We start from the raw sequence: 17,511 nt of genomic DNA, 5'->3' as shown, positions 1-17,511 counted from the left end.
CCTGGCGTCAACCGCCATCCTCATCGTGAACCACCCACAGGCTATGCGAATCGATTTCCAGCTTGAGCAGGGCGCGGGCCGCTTCCGATCGCGCCATGATCTCGGACCGGCGCGCTTCACCCGCCTGACGGCGGGCATAGAGCAGGTCGGCAAGGTCGATCTGGCCGAGCTGGTAGCCACGTTCGGTTCGGGCCAGCGCACTAGCGGCGCTTTGCGCTGACAGATCCGTGTTTTTCCACGCCTCCAGCCGCAATGTGGCGCTGGACAGATCGGCATCCGCGATGGCCCTCACGGTCCGCTGGACGGACATATGCTCAAGCTGCGCGGCATTGCCTTCCGCGGAAGCCCGGTCCGCCGCCGCGCGTCTGTGACCGCCGCCCAGCGGCATCGACATGACCACCCCCGCGCCCTGCTCCATGCCGCTCCGCTCACTGAACAGCCGGACGCCGAAGGACGGATCGGCAATCCGGTCCGCGCGAACACGCTGCGCAACGACCGCCAGCCGCTGCGCCTCGCGCTCGGCGGCGCGGATTTCATGGCTGCGTTCGATCACCAGATCCCGCATCGCCGCAAGTCTCTGGGCCGGAACCATCGCGACGGACGTTTCCGGCGGCTCGATGGGCAGCGGTATTTCTGGAAAATTCGCGGCAAGCGCCACACGCGCCTGTTCGCGCGCCGCGAGCGAGTTCGCGGCCTGGGCCTGGGCCTGAGCCATTGCCGCCATGGCCTGATCAACATCGAGCGCCGCCGCATCGCGCAGCGCCACGCGCCGGCGCAGCGCGGACAGCTCCTTTTCCAGCCAGCGCACCGTATCGAGGTCGTTGCGATACAGCGCGCCGGCGACCAGCCAGTCGTTCCAATAGCCGGAGAGCAGCAAAGCCGTCTGATGCCGGGCATCCTCCATCCGGTTTTCCGCGACCTCTATGCCCAGGGCGCCCGCCTCGCGATCGAGCGCCGCCTTGCCCGGCAGGCGGAACGGTCGGGCGATCGTGGCGTCGAACTCGTCATAGCCGCCTTCCCTGTCCACGCTGCGGCGAACATAGCTGCCGGTAACGGCAATCTCATGGGTCCCCTTCGCCAGCATGTCGCGGTCGGCACGGGCGGCGTCCACCCGTGCCCGCGCGGCCGCCACGGCCGGATGATTGTCCAGCGCTTCGGCAACCTTTTCGCTCGGCGGCAAATCGGCGCGCTGGGCAAGCGCCCCAGCGGGTGTGAGCAATGCGACAAGCGCCCCGAGGATGATCGGCGATCTCATGCGATCCTCCCCCGGGCTGACACCGGGACTACGTGCCAGCGCACTGGCAGCGACCGCTTCGATTGGGTGACCGCGTCAACCAGTGTCCCCAGAGCGTCCTCATCGACAATCAGTTCCAGCGCGTTGCGGCGCAGAAGGCCCGACACCCGTTCCGCCGTGCTGGCGTCGCCGAAGTCCCAGCCGCGCACCGCCTGCTCGGCGATATGGATCGGCGCGTCGCAGGCGGCGCGGAGTGCGTCAGTCACGCTATCGGCGTCATGCGAGGCGCAATGGAAGGTCAGCAGGATGTCAGCCATTGTCGGTTTCTCCCGCGCTTTCGCCGAAACGCTCGAACAGGATCGGCAGCAGAATGAGCGTCAGCAGGGTGGAGGTGATGAGGCCGCCGATCACGACGATGGCGAGGGGGCGCTGGATCTCCGATCCCGGGCCGGTCGCGAACAGCAGCGGCACAAGGCCGAAGGCCGTGATGCTGGCGGTCATCAGGACGGGACGCAGGCGCCGTTCGGCGCCGAGGCGCACCGTCTCGGTCATGCTCCGCCCATCGGCGCGGAGCTGGCGGAAATAGGTGACCATGACCAGTCCGTTGAGCACCGCGATGCCGAGCAGGGCGATAAAGCCCACCGAGGCGGGAACCGACAGATATTCTCCCGAAGCCCAGAGCGAGACGATCCCGCCGACCATGGCGAAGGGGATGTTGACAAGGATGAGCACCGAGGCGCGCATCGAGCGCAGCGTCGCCAGCAGAACGAAGAAGATCAGGAGCAGCGCGATCGGGATCACGACCGCCAGCCGGGCCGAGGCGCGCTGCTGGTTTTCGAACTGCCCGCCCCAGACGATGCTGTAGCCGGCGGGCAGTTTGACCTTCGCGCCGACCTCGCCTCTCGCTTCATCGACATAGCCGACCAGGTCGCGCCCCGAGACGAACGCCTGCACCAGCGCAAAGCGCGACCCGTTCTCATGGTCGAGCTTGACCGGCCCCTCGGTCCGCTCGATCCGCGCCATGTCGCTGACCCGGGCGACTATGCCGGTCGGCGTATGCAATTGCAGATCGGCAAAACGGGCGGGATCGGCGCGCAGCGCCTCGTCGCCGCGAATGACGATCGGCACGCGCTTCTGGCCATCGGCGACGATACCGACATGGGCGCCTTCGACCTGCGCGCGCAGCGCATCCTGTATGCGGTCGACCGGCATCCCGAAGCGCCCGGCGGCGGCGCGGTCGATGTCGAGCTGGAGATAATCAACGCGGTCATTGGCGACGGTCAGCACTTCGGAGGCGCCATCGACGTTCGACAATATCTGCTGCACCTGATCTGCAAGTTCGCCCAGCGTCGCCAGATCCGGCCCGAAGATCTTGACGGCAAGATCGCCGCGCGCGCCGGTCAGCATTTCGGAAACGCGCATCTCGATCGGCTGGGTGAAGCTCGGCTCGATGCCGGGCAGGTCCGCCATCGCCTTGCGCATGTCCTCGACGATGAGATCCTTGTCGCCGCGCCATTCGGAGCGCGGCTTCAGGCGGACGAAGTTGTCGGTTTCATTGGGGCTCATCGGATCGAGGCCGATTTCGTCCGATCCGACGCGCGCAATCACGTCCTGCACTTCCGGCACGCGCATCAGCGCGCGCTGCGCGGCCATGTCGCCCTGGACCGACTGGTCGAGATCGATGGAGGGCAGCTTGGTGAGCTGGACGATGATCGACCCTTCATCCATCGTCGGCATGAAGGTCTTGCCGACCGCGCCATAGGCGATGCCGGCGAGGACGAGCCCCGCCGCCGACAGCCCGTAGACCAGCCGCTTGCGCGCGAAGGCGCCGTCGAGAAGCCCCCGGTAGCGAGGGCCGAGCTGGCGCATCAGCCACGGCTCGCCATGATGGCCGCTTTTAAGGCCAAAGGATGCAAGCACGGGGACCAGGGTGAGCGCGAGCAGCAGCGAACCGGCGAGCGCGAAGACGATGGTGAGCGCAACCGGCGCGAACAATTTGCCTTCGAGGCCCTGCAATGACAGCAGCGGCAGGAAGACCAGCGCAATGATGGCGATCCCGGCCGAGACCGGCACGATGACTTCGCTTGCCGCCTGATAGACGAGGTTAAGGCGCGGGGTTCCCTCCTCATGCGCCCGGCCGAGCCGTTCGACGATATTTTCCACCACCACGATCGACCCGTCGACCAGCAGGCCGATGGCGATAGCCAGGCCCCCAAGGCTCATGAGATTGGCGGACAGGCCCATGCCCTGCATGAACAGAAAGGTGATGAGCGCCGCCAGCGGCAGGGTGACGGCGACAATCGCCGCCGCGCGCCAGTCGCCCAGGAACAGAATGAGCAGCACGACGACAAGGACGGCCGCTTCGAGCAGGGCTTTCTCGACCGTGCCGACGGCGCGCGCGATCAGGTCGGACCGATCGTAAAAGACATCGACATGGGTGCCGGCGGGCAATGTGCTTTCGATTTCCGCGAGGCGGGCGCGGACACCATCGACCACCTGCCGCGCATCGGCCCCGCGCAGTGCGATCACCAGCCCCTGCACGGCTTCGGCCCGCCCATTCTTGCTCACCGCGCCATAGCGCGTCAGACTGCCGGTGCCGACCGTCGCGACATCGCCCAGCCGAACGATGCGGTCGTTCCGGCTGACGACAACGAGTTGCTGGAGATCCTCGACCGACCGGATTGCGCCGACCGCGCGCACGATCAGAGATTCCTCGCCGCTTTTCAGGCGTCCCGCGCCATCGTTGCGGTTGCCGCTTTCGATCGCCGTCTCGATGTCCGCGATGGAGAGGCCTGCCGCCGCAAGCGCAACAGGATCGGGCCTGACCTCGAAGGTCCGCACATAGCCGCCCAGCGCGTTCACGTCAGCGACGCCGGGAACGGTGCGCAGCGCCGGACGGATGGTCCAGTCGAGCAGTTCGCGCTTCTCCTGTAGCGAGAGCGGCCCCTCGATCGTGAACATGTAGATGTCCGAAAGCGGCGTAGAGATCGGCGCAAGGCCGCCGCTGACCGACGCGGGCAGATCGCGCATCACATTCGACAGTCGCTCCGCCACCTGCTGGCGCGCCCAATAGATGTCGGTGCCGTCGACAAAATCGATGGTGATGTCGGCGATGGCGTATTTGGCGGTGGAGCGCAGGATCGCCTGATCGGGAATGCCGAGCATTTCCATCTCGATCGGTGTGATGACGCGGCTTTCCACCTCCTCGGGCGTCATGCCCGGCGCCTTGAGGATGATCTTCACCTGCGTCTGGGCGATGTTCGGATAGGCATCGACGGGAAGCGTCATGAAGGCCCAGGTGCCCAGCCCGGCAACGGCCAGCGCCAGCGCGATGACGAGCAGGCGCCAGGAGAGCGAGGCGGCGACCAGCGAACGCAACATGGCCCGGACCTATCGCGACAAAGCGAGCGCCTTGAGCGCGCTCGTGCCGGAAACGACCACCTGCTCGCCCGGCCTGACGCCGGACAGCAGCACGGTCTGTCCCCCAACGGAACCGCCTATCTTCACGTCGCGGATCGCATATCCGCCGCCGGTGGCGACGAAGACGATAGTCTTGTCCCCGATCATGGCGGTCGCGCCGGAAGGCACGCTGACGGCGCCGGCCGGCGCCGGGCCGGACAGCGACATGCTGGTCGTGCGCCCCGCGACGATGCCCGGCCCGGCGGGAATCTCGGCCTTGAGCATGGCGGAACGGGTGGCGGGGTCTATCGTCGAGCCAACGGCGGTGACGCGCCCGGCGATGTCGGGTTCGATCACTACGGTCATGCCGGGCCGGACCGCGCCGACGAGCCGCTCGGGCAACTGGCCGACAACCTCATAGCGGTTGGCGGCGTCGATCACATAAGGCGCGGTGGTTCCGTCCACGGGATTGCCCGTCTGGATGTTGGCGGTCGTGACGCGCCCGGCGATCGGCGCGGTCAGCGTATAGGTGCCGCCCCTCCCCTCGCCATTGACCATTTTGAGGATGCGCGCCTTTTCGGCGACATCGGCGCCTGCTTCGGCCGCCAGTGCATGGGCTTCATCAGCGCGCGCGCCGGCGATGATGCCTTCGCGGGCAAGCTGCGAGAGCCGGGCCGCGTTCGACCGCGCGACCCCTGCCCGCGCATTGGCGCGCGTCAGGTCGGCCCCCATCGTCAGCACGTCGCGGCTGGAAATAACCGCGAGCGGCTGGCCCTGCCGGACGGTATCGCCTTCAACCACCAGCGTCCGCATGACCACGCCGGGAAAGGTCGCGGCCACGGCCACGCGCGCATTGGCGGGCGGCTGGATCACCGCCGGAATGACGGCGATGGGGGCTTCGCTCGCGGTGAGGGCGGGCGCCAGGCGGATACCAAGCTGCGCGGCCTGCCTGCGGTCAACGGGCAGAACGCCCGGCGCCGCTTTCCCGGCTTCGGGGGATGAAGGGGCTGGTTCAGGCGCCGTGCCGGACCCGGCAAGCCACCAGATCCCAAGCGCCAGCGCGATGACGGCAAAGCCGGCAAGGATATAATTCCGCTTCGACATGGGCTTCGCCTAGTGCGCGAAACTGACGAGACCCTGACGGGTCGCAATGCTCGGCGCTTCAGGCGCTGGGGAAATGCAGGGACAATTCCCGCACGGCGGGATCGGTGGTCAGCCGTCCGCCGTGCGCCGCCATGATCCGGTCGACGATCGCCAGGCCAAGCCCGGCGCCGTTGGTGCTGGCATGGTCCGCCCGGCTGTGCCGCCGCACAAGTTCGCGAAGGCGTTCGGGTGAAAGGCCCTCTCCGCCATCGCCCACCGCAATCACCGGATCCGGGCCAACCCGTATATTCACCGTGCCTCCCAACGGCGTCACCCGGACAGCATTCTCGATAAGGTTCCGCAAGGCGGCCGCGATTGCTTCACGCCGGCCCCGCGCCATTGGGATCCCGCTGCCCACATCGAGCGTGATGGCTTTCCCTTCCGCGATGATGGCCGGGGCAAGAAGGCTGACGACATCGCGCGCAATCTCGACAAGGGACACGGATTCCAGCGGGAATTGTGCGGCAGCTGTGGCATCAACCTGGGCTAGCAGCATGAGCTGGTCGACCAGGCGGCGCATCCCGGCGACATCGTTCTTGAGGCGCGCGGCGTCGTCATGATCGAGCCGGTCGAATTCGAGCGACAGCACCGCGAGCGGCGTGCGCAGTTCATGCGCGACATCGGCGGCAAAGGCTTCCTGGCGCATGGCGGCGTCGTCAAGCCGGCCGAGCAGATCATTGACGGCATCCGTGAACGGCAGGGCTTCGGCCGGCAGATGGGACGTGTCTATGCGAAAGCCGCGTTCGTGCCCACGCGCGGCCTCGATCGCGGTTGCGGCTTCCTCAAGGGAGCCAAAAGCCTGTCGGATCACGCGCCGCACGACGAAGGCGACGGGCACCATCAGCACGACCAGTGGAAGCGCGACATGCTCCAGCATCTCGCGCACGGCCTTGATCAGCGCGTCCTGCGCCGTCAGATCGTCGAATGTCAGGCTGTAGAAAAAGACGACCGCTGCAAGCAACAAGATGGTGCCGACAAGGCCGACGAGAGCAAGCCCTCGCGCAAGTTTGCGCGACACGGAGCGCCGATAGGTCACGCCGCGACATCCTTCAGCATATAGCCGACGCCGCGGATGGTGTGGAGCGCGCCAGTGGCACCAGCCTCGTCCAGCTTCCGGCGCAAGCGGGAGACCGCCGCTTCCACGGCATTGGGCGTCACCGGCTCGTTGAAATTGTAGAGCGCATCCTCGATCGTCTCGCGGCGGACGACGGTTCCCGCCCGCCGTAGCAGCAATTCCAGGAGGTCGGCCTCCCTGCGGGACAGATCGATGGCGTAGTCCCCGCAGTGCGCCGTGCGCGCCGCCGTGTCGAACCGCAGGCAGCCCGCTTCCAGCACAGGTTGCGCGCGCGGGCCGGGGCGGCGGAGCAACGCGCGAATGCGCGCGGCCAGTTCATCGATCTCGACAGGCTTGACGACATAATCGTCGGCGCCGGCGTCAAGCCCCGTGACCCGGTCCTCCAGCGCGCCGCGCGCGGTCTGGATGATCGCGGGCGGCATTTGCCGATACTGGCGACGGTTCGCCAGCCAGGCGACGCCATCGCCGTCCGGCAGGCCGAGATCGAGTATGATCGCGTCATAGACCGCGCCACCCAGTGCGCTGTCCGCATCGGACAGGGTCGTGGCGATGTCGCACGAAAAGCCCCGGCGCTGAAGGCCGTCCGCAACCAGCTTCGCCAGCCGGTCATTATCCTCTATGACAAGAACGCGCATCTATGCCGGCTTTCCTAGCACGATCCCGCCTCAATTCCCGCCCTGCAATCTGACCAGTCCCGCGCGGGGATCGAAAGAGGCCGTCTCAATCCCGGTCATTATCCTCGCCTTGAACGGCTGTTCCACCTTCGATTTCATGCCCTTGCTTTGCCTCGCCGTGCGACTGCGCACTGAACGCCGCGGAATCGTAGCGCAGGATGCCAAACACCGTCATCCCGATCACCAGGACGGCCAGCAGCACCGCGACGACGGCCGGCCGACGGGCATCGTGGGCGCCAGGGTGCAGAGCGACGCTCTTGCGGCCAGTAACCATGGCGCGCGCGAGATTTTCGCGGGTGAAGACGGACATCAGGACCACCGCTGCGACATGAACGCCGATGAGCGCCAGCAGGCCATAGGCAATCGCCTCATGAAGATCCTCGTCGGCCTGCCCCGCGTCGACCTGGATGCCGGTCCACAGCACCGCGCCGGTTGCAATGAGCATGGCCAGAACAGCGAGCGCCCCCAGCGGATTGTGCCCGATCGTGCGTTGTGGATGACCCGTCACAAGTTCCCGGACGTGGGACAGAAGGCGTGACGGTCGCACGAAATTGGCAAAACGCGCATGCTCGCCGCCGATAAACCCCCAGACAAGACGAAAGACAAGCAGGACAGCGGCGGTCCAGCCTGCCGCCATGTGCCAGTCCGCGATTCCGCTGTCTCCTTCCGAGGACAAAAAGGCAATCGTGATCGCCGCGACCAGCAGCCAGTGGAAAAGCCTGAGCGGGGCATCCCAAACCCTGAAACTATCACTGTAGCTCGTTTTTGCCATGAGCATCATTTGTCTCCTTGGCCTTTGGCCATAAGAGAGATTGCTGACGGCGCGCTGACGAACGCGGGGCAGCGATCACGTCAGACAGCCGCTCCGAACAGGCTGCCCACGCCTGCCGTCAACGCCATCGCCAGGGCGCCCCAGAACGTGACGCGGACGATCGACCGCATGACAGGGGCCCCGCCCGCCTTCGCGCCAAGCGCCCCGAGCAGCACGAGGCACAGAAGCGAAACGGCGACGACGAGCGGTATCAATTGCTGTCCCGGCGCGGCGGCAACCACCGCCAGCGGCATGATCGCCCCGGCGCTGAACGTCGCGGCGGATGTGAATGCCGCCTGCAACGGCCGCGCCGTGGATATGTCGGAAATTCCCAGCTCATCGCGGGCATGCGCCCCAAGCGCATCGTCCGCCATGAGCTGGTCGGCAACCTTGAGCGCAAGATCGGGGTCCAGGCCGCGCGCCATATAGATGTCCGCCAGTTCCTGCCGCTCGAGCCCGGGCTGCGTTGTCAGTTCCGCCGTTTCGCGGGCGAGGTCCGCCTTCTCGGTATCGGCCTGCGAGCTGACCGAGACATATTCGCCGGCGGCCATCGACATGGCGCCGGCGACAAGCGCCGCGATGCCGGCAACGAGGATGCCTGATCGGTCCGTTCCCGAAGCGGCGACGCCGACAATGAGGCTTCCTGTGGAAACGATACCGTCATTGGCGCCAAGGACCGCCGCGCGGAGCCAGCCGATACGTGATACCGCATGTCGTTCGGGGTGAGCGTGCAAGCGGGTCATGGGTCCTCCAGCCAAGGGTCGGCACAAGACCATGACCGCATTTGCTGACCAGCTCCTGACGCAATGTGATTTCCGGCGCTAATTGAAATGGAAAGGCAGGACGCAATCGAGCGTTCCCACGCCGAGACTTTCAGGCGGGCGCGGAAAGGGCGCCGCCAGGCGAACCGTGCGAAGGGCGAGCCGGTCAAGCTGCGCATTGCCGCTGGATTGCGCGAGCGAGATCTCGCGCAAGGCGCCGTCAGCACCGATGGAAAAATTAATCAGCGCCTCACCCTCAAGATGAAGGCCCGCCGGGCGTCTGGCGGCAATCCATTCCCACAACCGCCGAAGATAGGCCGCACGCGCAGTGCTGAGCGTTGATGACGCAGCCTGCGGCGAAGCAGGTTGGGGATGCGGCATGTCGACGTTCATGCGGGCAGGCAAGGGCGACGGTGCGACAGGTAGCGTCAAGGCAGCCTGATCGGAGGCAGGCCGGTCGGGCGACGCCTGCGGCCCTTGCCGCGCGCGTGTCGCTGGCGTTGTACTGGGGGGCGTCAGCTGATTTGCCGGTCTGGGGGCGGCTTTCGGCCGGCGGGCAGACGGCTGTTCGGTTTCGAGCGAAGGCAGCGTCATGATCGTGACCGTGCGGGGTTCCTCCCGCCTTTCGGGGATTAGACGCGGACTGTGGCTCCACAGGCCATAGGCCGCAAGAACACCCGCATGCAGGGCAAGCGACACGAGGAACCCGAAAGCCCTCGTATCGCTCGCCTGGGCCAGCCGGTATGCTGGACTGGCGGCCATGCCTCAGAATTTCGCAGTCAGGCCGATGTTGAAGGAGCGGCCACGACCAGGCACCGGCCGCAAGTCGCCGGTCGCCTTGTAATCGCCGAGCGACATGCCGCCCAGCGGCAGATCATAGCCCTTGTCGAACAGGTTCTGGACATCCAGGCCCAGCCGGTAATTGCCCCAGGCATAGCCGGTCCGAAGATTGACGAGCGCATAGTCGTCCGTTCGGGGTTCGTTGCGCGTGGCGTCGACCCGGTTCTTGTCCGCCACGACCGTCAGTTCGACCGCGCTCTCCCAGCCCCCGAGCCGATGCTCCAGCGCAAACGTCGCGTTGAACGGCATCTGATGGTAGAGCGACCCGCCGTCGTCCAGATTGCGCCCGCGCAACCAGCTTGCCGTTGCGGTCAGTTTCGCCGTGCCGGCCGATGACGACTGCCACAGCGCAAGCGAACCCGAGACATCGACGCCATATAGCTCGGCTTCGCGGTTGGCGAACCGAAGCTGCACGAACCCCGTCGGCGTGCCCATCATATTGGTGAAATCGGCCAGCTTCACGACATCGATATAATCATGGACGCGCGTGTAATAGGGTGCGATCCTGAGCGTCCAGCCATTGGCGCCGGCGCCTTTCAGACTGACCGCGGCACTTATCGTATCAGCCCTTTCGGGCTTCAGGGTGGGATCGCCGACATAGCCGTTGCCATCACCGAACCAGCCGATCATCCGGCTCGACATCGAACCGCGTCCCCAGCTGTAGCGCTCATAGACGCCCGGTGAACGGCTCTTGCGCGCATAGCCCAATTCGAGCGTCGCCTGATCGCTCGGCGCATAGCGGACAAGGGCCGTGGCGCTCCAGTTGCTGTCATGCCGTTTGCGATCCGCGGCGTTGAACGCGGTGGCCGCCATCGCGTCGGCCATATTCATCATCGAGGTGGAATAGGGCTGGACCTCGCCGGTGTTCATCCAGACCTGATCGTTGCGCACGCCGACCAGCGTGGTGAGCTGCGGCGTCCACTTCGCCTCCCATTCGGCAAAGGTGCCAAGCCGGTCGCGCTTCGCGCCGTTCACATTGATATAGGTGTTGGGCCCCATCATCATGTGGCCCGCGACCGCCGGCCAGTAATCATTGAGCCATTGGTGGTGGAATTCGCTCCCGAGACGCAGCGTGTCGCGATTGGACAGCATAATGTCGCCCTTGAGCGTATAGCCGGCGCTATGAACCTCGGTGTTCATGGGCATGCCGCCGGTCGCGGTGCCGCCCTTGTCCGCCAGGAAGTTCATCCGATGATCGGTGTCGCGATAGAAGGCGCGCAGGTCCAGATCGCCCCAGTCGAAGGCGCCCTTCCAGTGACCGTTCAGATACCAACTCTTGTTGGATGTCATGTCCATATACTGGTTGGGAAAGCCCTCGTACGGCGAGAAATGGTAGCCGCCCTTCAGTTCGAACAGCCCGATATCGGTCTGCGCGGCCAGGCTCAGCGCATGGTCCGTCTTCTTGTATTCAGTCGAACGGACGGTGCCGTCACGGCCGCCGCCCTTGTAATTGTCGGACTGGGTGAAGGAACCGGCATAGCTGAGGCTGAGCCGGTCGCTTGCCGCCGTGATCGAAAGTGCGCCGCCGAAGCCGTCGCCGTTACTGCGGTAGAAGGTGGACAGTTCGCCCGTCAGCAATCGTTTGCCCGCCTTGGCGAAGCGCGGTGTCAGGGTTTCCACCGAAATCGCGCCGCCGATGCTGTCACCGCCCATGCTGACCGGCGTCACGCCCGTGATGACGCTGATCGCGTCGATCGTCTGCGGATCGGTGTAGGACAAAGGCGGGTTCATCGCATTCGTGCAGGCGATGTCGATCGGCACGCCGTCGACCAATATGGTCAGCCGCTGGCTTTCGAGGCCCCGGATCACCGGCAGGCTGGAAAAGCCACCGGCGCCGAAGCTGCTGCCCCCCGGCAGGCGGCCGATCAGCGCCGCCGTATCGCTTGTTCCCGATTGCAGGGGTGCGACCTTGTCACGCAAAAGGATCTCGGACGACACGGGACCGGCAGGGCGATCCTCGGAATCGATCCCGATGGACGGAAGAACCTGTGTATCCTGCGCAAAGGCACTCGCGGCCGACAGGCCATAGAATATTGCAGCCGCGCTCGCGGCTTTGGAAATGACAGACATGGATGGATCCTGATCCGGGCGCGCGGCGGTCCGCGCGCCGTTGAAAACGAACGGCGAAAGGGATCAGGCGGCTGTTGGCGGTCCTATTGGCGGAGGCCGCAGAAATGGCGAGGCACCGGGCAGGGCGAAAGATAGGCCAAGAAAGCCCATCGCCAGGATGAAGGCAATGGCGAGCGCCAGCAGGATCGGGTCGGCGGCGGCGAGCGCCGGCGACGACAGACCCGAGAAAGCGCAAGGCATGTCGGCCTGCTTGTGATCCGCGGGATCATGATCGCCGGACCTGCCCGGAAGCTCCATCATGACCGTTTGCGGACCCTGGCCCGAGCAGAGCTGGACCAATATCGTACCCGAAGAGACGGTCGGCATGAACCCGGCCGGCACCAGCACCTTCAGCATGAGCGCGGCCCCGGCCAGCCAGATGGCCAGCCAGCGATGCCGGGCAAGGAAGGAGCGGATCATGGTCACGGGAGCGGTCTTTAGAAATCGGTCCTGCTGATGTCGAGGTGACAAGTCGGATTTTTTCGCATACATCGCCTTGACTTAGCGCATCGCGAACAGCTCCTGATGGAAACGTTTCGCTACCGGAAAGCCCAGCGCGGCAAAGTCCCGGCGCAGCGTTTCACCAAATCCAAGGGGGCCGCAAAACCAGAGGCTCGCCTCCCGCCATTCCGGCACGGCGGCGCGTATTCGCTCGCCATCGAGGCGGCCATCGCGTGCATCGACCAGAACATGCAGGCGAATATGGGCAGCCGCCGCATCCGCTTGCAGCTTGCCCAGAGCCTCCTCGTCGACTTCGGCCGTGCAGTGGAAGAGATCAATCTCCGCGCGCGCGCCTTCGGGACTCTGGGCCAGATACTTCATGCGGGCGATGAACGGCGTGATACCGATCCCGCCACCGATCCAGATCTGACGGGCGCTATCATCGTCGAATGTGAAGCATCCATAAGGCCCCTCGATCCTGATCTCCTGGCCGACATGGAGTTTTTCGGGCAGGCGCCGCGTATGATCCCCCAGTCCCTTGGTGATGAAGGTGATCCGCCGCTCATCCTCGCGCCAGGCGGACGCGATGGTATAGGGATGCGGCCCTTCGGCCGGGTCCGACACGGCAAAGGCGAACTGGCCGGGTCGGTGGCCGGGCCACCCCTCCCCCATGTCGACGATGGTCTCGAGCGCCCGCACGCCCGGATAATGGTGGATGGCGGCAATCCTGCCCGGCACCTGCCGGTCCCGGCCTGCGCGGCGCGACAGAATGAGGATCGCCGCCCCGGTGCCGCAAGCAAGCAGCGCCGCCAGCGTGAGGCCGTACGGAGACAGCCAGTAGCTGAACGTCGTCAGGATCACGGCATGAAAGACCAGCACGAGATAGGCCAGCGCCAGAAGCCGATGCGTTCGATAGAAGAAGCGGTAGGGAATGCGCTGGATGAGCGCGACGGCGATCAGCGCAACCACGGCATAAAAGGCCCACTCGCCCAGACCCTCCGCCGTGTGGCGGAGACTGGCGAACAGGGCCTCGACAGGATTGCTTGCGGGCGGTTGCGGGCCACGCGACGGTCGTTCGAGCCAGCCCCACCCCACGGCCCATTTCGGACCCTTCGCCCACAGCCAGTGCGCGATGGCCGTGACCAGTGCCGCGATGCCGAGCCATTTGTGGAGACGATACATCTTGTCCAGTCCGCCCAGCCCATGTTCGGGCCAGCGGGGGCGGATGGCGAGCATCATCGCGACGCTCATGCAGGCGATCGCCAGCGCGCCGCTATACTGCACCGCCGCGCTGCGGATCGCGAAAAAGCCGGACGACCGGAATATGGACAGGTCCGCAAGAAGCCACAACATGGTGACCAAGGCGGCCAGGCCCCAGAATGTCAGTCGCAGGTTGCGCATTTCGATCCTTGTCCGGCCCTTGCGTCAATTGTTCCCTTCGCCCTGTAGCGATCGGCCCAGCTGTGGGATTGATTTCGGACAAGAAGGCAGAACCCCTTGCTCGGCGCATGCGAACATCGCCGACAAGTCTGACGAAAGCCTGACGAGCATTACCCAAATTCGATAGTGTCAGGCCTCGCAGCGTGACATATTTCACGAAATGGGTGCACCATCGGCAGCATAGGTCCGGCTCCGGTCGTATTCGTGGTCGCCCGCTTCGTCGACAAGATAGCCGGACACTTCTTCGGCGTAGTCCGCTTCAAGCACTCCTGTAGCACTCGGAATCAGACGAACACCGAAACCGTTGGCAAAGAGAAGGCGATCTGCCTCCTTCATTGCTGCAAACTGGTCATGTGCGGTCACGCCCAGTTTGACGCGCACGGTGGCATAGACGTGAACGAAATGGGTTGGCGCAGACATGCTGATCTCCCTTTGAGGCATTGGAATGATCGCGGGTGACAGGCCCAGATGCCTTGGCGCACGGCCGACATCGTCAGCCCCGATCGAGGCCGAAGTCATCAGCGGGGTTCGATGACGTCCCGCAATATAGTGCTGAGGGCATCATTGATCGCGTAAAGCACACCGCTATGGGCAGTGTCGCCCATGCCGTCGAGATAGAGATCCGGGATTAGATTGTTGACTGCATGCGTCGCATCATCAACGAGTTGATCGAATTCGTCCTCGGTCATGGGGCTATTCCTGACCAGGAGATGCGGACAGGCTCTCAACCTGTATCCGGAAGGTGGCGCCATCATTGAGCGTCAACCCGATCTCGACACCGTCTTCATTTTCACAGCTGGAGAGGATTTCCACGTCAGCACGGGTTCCATGCACAGCCGAGACGATATGATGGTGGTGATCCCCTGACGGCCGCCCTCCCACGTCGCATGCCTGCATGTGGGTCTCGAGCAACTCGCACAGCACTGCGGCGACTGTGCATGCTTTCGTCATGGACGATCCGTCAGTCATCTGCGTGCTCCATCCTGTCGTCAAAGAAGGTGCCGTCGTTGCCGAGCGCGGTGAGTTCAGCCTGCAGGGCATGGGGTGGGACATCGTCGGCGGATGTGATGGCGAAGGCGCCAACCATGTCACCGAAGTCCATTTCCTCGCCGATACGGGCGAGGCTCATGGTCGAGAGGCGATCCTCATCGCTGTCATGCATCAACAGCGTGACGCCAATAGTCACCTTTCGGATTTTCATCTTATGGGATGGACGCCTCCCGCAAGCGGGCCGAGCATGTTGCCACAGCGACCGGGAAGAGGAGTTCATCACATGCAAATGCTAGCGATCGATTTGGGCAAGCAGTCTTTTCACATCTACGGGATCACTTGCGAAGGTGAGGTAATCTCGCGGAAGGTTAGCAGGGCAAAGCTGGTCGATGCGGTGACCAGATTGCAACCGCAGTCGGTCGCGATGGAAGCCTGCGCCAGTTCACACCACTGGGGCCGCGTCTTCGAGGCGCTGAGTTATGCCGTTCGCCTGATCCATCCGCGTTTCGTCAAGCCATTCGTGAAGGGATCGAAGAATGATGCGGTTGATGCCGAAGCCATTTTCGAAGCTGCCAACAGGCCAACCATGCGGTTCGTGCCGCTGAAGAGCGTCGAACAGCAGGATCTGCAAGCTCTGCACCGAACGCGTGACAGACTGATCGTGCAGCGCACCGCGTTGATCAATCACACTCGTGGTCTTTTGGCCGAGTATGGCGTCGTCATGCCGGCAGGTGCGTCCCGGTTCCGGCTGCAGGTCGACAAGATGATCGAAATTGCCGAACTATCGCACTTGGCGAAGGACCTGTTCCTGAAGCTCGTCGAGGAGTATCGCGACTTGGATGCCAGAGTATCCACTCTGGATGACATGCTGGTTGATATCTGCCGGAGAGACGATCGTTGCAAACGTCTGACTACGCTGCCGGGGGTAGGACCGATTGTCGCAACCTCCCTCATCGCCGCAATTGACGATGGCCGACACTTCGCATCCGGCCGAGCCCTTTCTGCCTGGATTGGACTGGTTCCGCGACAATACACGACCGGCGGAAAGCCAAGGCTCGGTGGTATCGGGAACAGAGCCAATCATTACCTGAGGCGCCAGCTGATACATGGTGCACGGTCTGCGTTGCTGCGGATCGCCAAGCATGACGACCGGCGTTCAAAATGGGCGCAGGAACTGCAATCAAGGGCAGGCCACAACAAGACACTCGTCGCCATGGCAAACAAGACTGCTCGCATGGCCTGGGCGATGTTGCGAAGCGGCGAAAGTTACAAAATGGCGTGACCGTTCGGGCAGCGGGCCGCAATCTGATCAGAGGTTACAAATGCGAGGTGAAGACTTGATGGTGTAACGGCACGGACCGCCGCTTCACAGCCTGTAAGGAACGATGGCCCTCGAGGCCGCTCATCTTAAAAGGCACTGAACCGCGCGGATTCCCATCATGGCCAGGGGCGAAAACACCTCAATCAACAGGCCGGATAGATTCACGCATCCAATGCCGGAGCAACATCGAGAAACTACCTTGCGCGGGAGGCGTCCATAGAATCGTTCCTTCCCTGGATTGACGTGTTTGCTGGCCTTGGCCATGCCAGCCGCGTTGCACCGCCGAATGCCCGCAGGCGCGCTGCCATCGTGCTGCGCAGACGGGCGCGATTTGCGATGACGGTTTCCCATGCCAATGGCTCGCCTCGCGCCGTGACGAAGCCCGCGGCAGGCTTACCGTCGGCGGTTTCGATGACGATGCGGTGGCCGCGCGGGGGAAGCTTGCCGGCATAACGGGCCGTAAATTCTCCGAGCCGGCCCGTCAGGCCATTGACGGCCTTGCCCCAACGAATGTGGCCTGCCCCGACCGTCTGGCCCGCGAGAAACCCACGGTCGAGCCAGATACGAAAGTGCGTCCGTTGCTGGAGCGCGGTGTTCCGCGTTCGTTCCATTGTCCGGCAAAGCGGAAGCGCTGCAGCATGTGCATCGAGCAAAGCCAGATAATACCCTTGGGCAGCGACAAGGATGTCATCAAAGTCGCGATCACCGAGCAGCGCCCGCAAGCAGGCCTGGAGTGCGCGATCGGACGCGAGTACCTCCAGTGCTTCGGGACCACCGAGGGGCAGCGCCGTATCGGCTCTATCGAGAGGGTGAAAACCGGCTCCGGAAATGACGACGATGGTCGCCTCCCCGCAGCCCGAGCAGGAATCGAGAGCCGGACGAAGCAGGGCCGTTTTTGCCGGCGCGGCGACCAGTCCGGCTTCGGGCGCACCGATCAGGAGGAGGCGACGATGCCAGCGTGCCGGCCGCGGCACGTCAGTCGGCTTGAGCCATTCGCTGGGACGAGGCCGCGCGGGCAAAATGGCCGAAGACGTTGGTGTGCGATCCACCATCAAGGCGCGGCGCGCGGTGTCGAAGAGGTCATCGCGGTTGCCGCCACCATCGCAAAAGCCGTGATCATAGGCTTCGGCGCCCGCATCGAGTGGGCCAGGCTTGCGGCATTCGGGATCCCAGCCCGCATGCGCGGCATATTATCGCGAGGTTGGAATAATGCGAAGGAAGTCAGCTATGCACGAGAATTACGCCGTTTTCTAACCGCGTTGCTGCGCATTAT

General features: G+C 64.5%; 18 protein-coding genes. 2 read left to right on the top strand and 16 right to left on the bottom strand.

From position 1 onward, the window contains the following. Positions 1–7 precede the first annotated feature (7 nt). From K7W03_RS13390 to K7W03_RS13315, 16 genes are all read right to left on the bottom strand, one after another. Positions 8–1,255: a TolC family protein gene (locus K7W03_RS13390; RefSeq protein WP_020819434.1), complete on the bottom strand. Its 1,248-nt coding sequence runs from the start codon at positions 1,253–1,255 to the stop codon at positions 8–10. Next, positions 1,252–1,551, bottom strand: a complete 300-nt coding sequence (locus K7W03_RS13385) for a DUF3240 family protein (RefSeq protein ID WP_020819433.1) — start codon at positions 1,549–1,551, stop codon at positions 1,252–1,254. The genes K7W03_RS13390 and K7W03_RS13385 overlap by 4 nt, the downstream gene beginning before the upstream one ends. Continuing rightward, positions 1,544–4,615 carry an efflux RND transporter permease subunit gene (locus K7W03_RS13380; protein WP_037485651.1) on the bottom strand — a complete coding sequence of 1,024 codons (3,072 nt, stop codon included), beginning with the start codon at positions 4,613–4,615 and terminating at the stop codon, positions 1,544–1,546. The genes K7W03_RS13385 and K7W03_RS13380 overlap by 8 nt, the downstream gene beginning before the upstream one ends. Positions 4,616–4,624: 9 nt before the next feature. Further along, positions 4,625–5,737 carry an efflux RND transporter periplasmic adaptor subunit gene (locus tag K7W03_RS13375; protein ID WP_037485649.1) on the bottom strand — a complete coding sequence of 371 codons (1,113 nt, stop codon included), beginning with the start codon at positions 5,735–5,737 and terminating at the stop codon, positions 4,625–4,627. Between the two features lie 58 nt (positions 5,738–5,795). Further along, entirely contained in the window at positions 5,796–6,812 is a 1,017-nt protein-coding gene (locus K7W03_RS13370) for a sensor histidine kinase (RefSeq protein ID WP_037485648.1), read from the bottom strand. Further along, on the bottom strand, positions 6,809–7,486 hold the full coding sequence (locus K7W03_RS13365; protein ID WP_020819429.1) for a response regulator transcription factor: 678 nt from the start codon (positions 7,484–7,486) through the stop codon (positions 6,809–6,811). The genes K7W03_RS13370 and K7W03_RS13365 overlap by 4 nt, the downstream gene beginning before the upstream one ends. Before the next feature lie 85 nt (positions 7,487–7,571). After that, positions 7,572–8,306: a cytochrome b/b6 domain-containing protein gene (locus K7W03_RS13360; protein WP_020819428.1), complete on the bottom strand. Its 735-nt coding sequence runs from the start codon at positions 8,304–8,306 to the stop codon at positions 7,572–7,574. Between the two features lie 71 nt (positions 8,307–8,377). Next, the gene (locus K7W03_RS13355; RefSeq protein ID WP_020819427.1) at positions 8,378–9,079 is read right to left on the bottom strand and encodes a VIT family protein; all 702 of its coding nucleotides are present in this window, start codon (positions 9,077–9,079) and stop codon (positions 8,378–8,380) included. A 78-nt stretch (positions 9,080–9,157) separates the two neighbouring features. Further along, entirely contained in the window at positions 9,158–9,490 is a 333-nt protein-coding gene (locus K7W03_RS13350) for an energy transducer TonB (protein ID WP_021223103.1), read from the bottom strand. A gap of 372 nt (positions 9,491–9,862) precedes the next feature. Further along, on the bottom strand, positions 9,863–12,007 hold the full coding sequence (locus tag K7W03_RS13345) for a TonB-dependent receptor (protein ID WP_020819425.1): 2,145 nt from the start codon (positions 12,005–12,007) through the stop codon (positions 9,863–9,865). Between the two features lie 63 nt (positions 12,008–12,070). Further along, positions 12,071–12,466, bottom strand: a complete 396-nt coding sequence (locus K7W03_RS13340; protein WP_020819424.1) for a hypothetical protein — start codon at positions 12,464–12,466, stop codon at positions 12,071–12,073. An 81-nt stretch (positions 12,467–12,547) separates the two neighbouring features. Further along, entirely contained in the window at positions 12,548–13,888 is a 1,341-nt protein-coding gene (locus K7W03_RS13335; protein WP_020819423.1) for a ferric reductase-like transmembrane domain-containing protein, read from the bottom strand. 192 nt (positions 13,889–14,080) lie between these two features. Then, positions 14,081–14,347 carry a hypothetical protein gene (locus K7W03_RS13330; protein WP_025160949.1) on the bottom strand — a complete coding sequence of 89 codons (267 nt, stop codon included), beginning with the start codon at positions 14,345–14,347 and terminating at the stop codon, positions 14,081–14,083. 98 nt (positions 14,348–14,445) lie between these two features. Further along, the gene (locus K7W03_RS13325) at positions 14,446–14,616 is read right to left on the bottom strand and encodes a hypothetical protein (RefSeq protein WP_020819421.1); all 171 of its coding nucleotides are present in this window, start codon (positions 14,614–14,616) and stop codon (positions 14,446–14,448) included. A gap of 4 nt (positions 14,617–14,620) precedes the next feature. After that, positions 14,621–14,896 carry a hypothetical protein gene (locus K7W03_RS13320; RefSeq protein WP_025160948.1) on the bottom strand — a complete coding sequence of 92 codons (276 nt, stop codon included), beginning with the start codon at positions 14,894–14,896 and terminating at the stop codon, positions 14,621–14,623. Further along, the gene (locus K7W03_RS13315; RefSeq protein WP_020819419.1) at positions 14,889–15,128 is read right to left on the bottom strand and encodes a hypothetical protein; all 240 of its coding nucleotides are present in this window, start codon (positions 15,126–15,128) and stop codon (positions 14,889–14,891) included. The genes K7W03_RS13320 and K7W03_RS13315 overlap by 8 nt, the downstream gene beginning before the upstream one ends. 72 nt (positions 15,129–15,200) lie before the next feature. On the opposite strand from K7W03_RS13315, the gene K7W03_RS13310 reads away from it, so the two are divergent. Further along, positions 15,201–16,199, top strand: coding sequence for an IS110 family transposase (locus K7W03_RS13310; RefSeq protein WP_020819418.1), 999 nt, complete (start codon positions 15,201–15,203; stop codon positions 16,197–16,199). Positions 16,200–16,660: 461 nt separating this feature from the next. After that, on the top strand, positions 16,661–17,511 hold an 851-nt coding region (locus tag K7W03_RS13305), incomplete at its 3' end, for a hypothetical protein (protein ID WP_222886534.1).

The sequence above is a fragment of the Sphingobium sp. PNB genome (genome assembly GCF_019873065.1).
GTDB classification, from domain to species: Bacteria; Pseudomonadota; Alphaproteobacteria; order Sphingomonadales; family Sphingomonadaceae; genus Sphingobium; species Sphingobium fuliginis.
The sequence above is the reverse complement of the archived record's forward strand: the minus strand, read 5'-3'. Positions and strand labels throughout refer to the sequence as shown.

What these genes read in the sequence shown, in the direction of transcription:
- K7W03_RS13310 (WP_020819418.1), top strand. Translation starts at nt 15,201, where the DNA reads ATGCAAATGCTAGCGATCGATTTGGGCAAGCAGTCTTTTCACATCTAC.
- K7W03_RS13315 (WP_020819419.1), bottom strand. Translation starts at nt 15,128, where the DNA reads ATGAAAATCCGAAAGGTGACTATTGGCGTCACGCTGTTGATGCATGAC.
- K7W03_RS13380 (WP_037485651.1), bottom strand. Translation starts at nt 4,615, where the DNA reads ATGTTGCGTTCGCTGGTCGCCGCCTCGCTCTCCTGGCGCCTGCTCGTC.
- K7W03_RS13385 (WP_020819433.1), bottom strand. Translation starts at nt 1,551, where the DNA reads ATGGCTGACATCCTGCTGACCTTCCATTGCGCCTCGCATGACGCCGAT.
- K7W03_RS13355 (WP_020819427.1), bottom strand. Translation starts at nt 9,079, where the DNA reads ATGACCCGCTTGCACGCTCACCCCGAACGACATGCGGTATCACGTATC.
- K7W03_RS13375 (WP_037485649.1), bottom strand. Translation starts at nt 5,737, where the DNA reads ATGTCGAAGCGGAATTATATCCTTGCCGGCTTTGCCGTCATCGCGCTG.
- K7W03_RS13340 (WP_020819424.1), bottom strand. Translation starts at nt 12,466, where the DNA reads ATGATCCGCTCCTTCCTTGCCCGGCATCGCTGGCTGGCCATCTGGCTG.
- K7W03_RS13350 (WP_021223103.1), bottom strand. Translation starts at nt 9,490, where the DNA reads ATGAACGTCGACATGCCGCATCCCCAACCTGCTTCGCCGCAGGCTGCG.
- K7W03_RS13345 (WP_020819425.1), bottom strand. Translation starts at nt 12,007, where the DNA reads ATGTCTGTCATTTCCAAAGCCGCGAGCGCGGCTGCAATATTCTATGGC.
- K7W03_RS13365 (WP_020819429.1), bottom strand. Translation starts at nt 7,486, where the DNA reads ATGCGCGTTCTTGTCATAGAGGATAATGACCGGCTGGCGAAGCTGGTT.
- K7W03_RS13320 (WP_025160948.1), bottom strand. Translation starts at nt 14,896, where the DNA reads ATGACTGACGGATCGTCCATGACGAAAGCATGCACAGTCGCCGCAGTG.
- K7W03_RS13330 (WP_025160949.1), bottom strand. Translation starts at nt 14,347, where the DNA reads ATGTCTGCGCCAACCCATTTCGTTCACGTCTATGCCACCGTGCGCGTC.
- K7W03_RS13390 (WP_020819434.1), bottom strand. Translation starts at nt 1,255, where the DNA reads ATGAGATCGCCGATCATCCTCGGGGCGCTTGTCGCATTGCTCACACCC.
- K7W03_RS13360 (WP_020819428.1), bottom strand. Translation starts at nt 8,306, where the DNA reads ATGATGCTCATGGCAAAAACGAGCTACAGTGATAGTTTCAGGGTTTGG.
- K7W03_RS13335 (WP_020819423.1), bottom strand. Translation starts at nt 13,888, where the DNA reads ATGCGCAACCTGCGACTGACATTCTGGGGCCTGGCCGCCTTGGTCACC.
- K7W03_RS13325 (WP_020819421.1), bottom strand. Translation starts at nt 14,616, where the DNA reads ATGACCGAGGACGAATTCGATCAACTCGTTGATGATGCGACGCATGCA.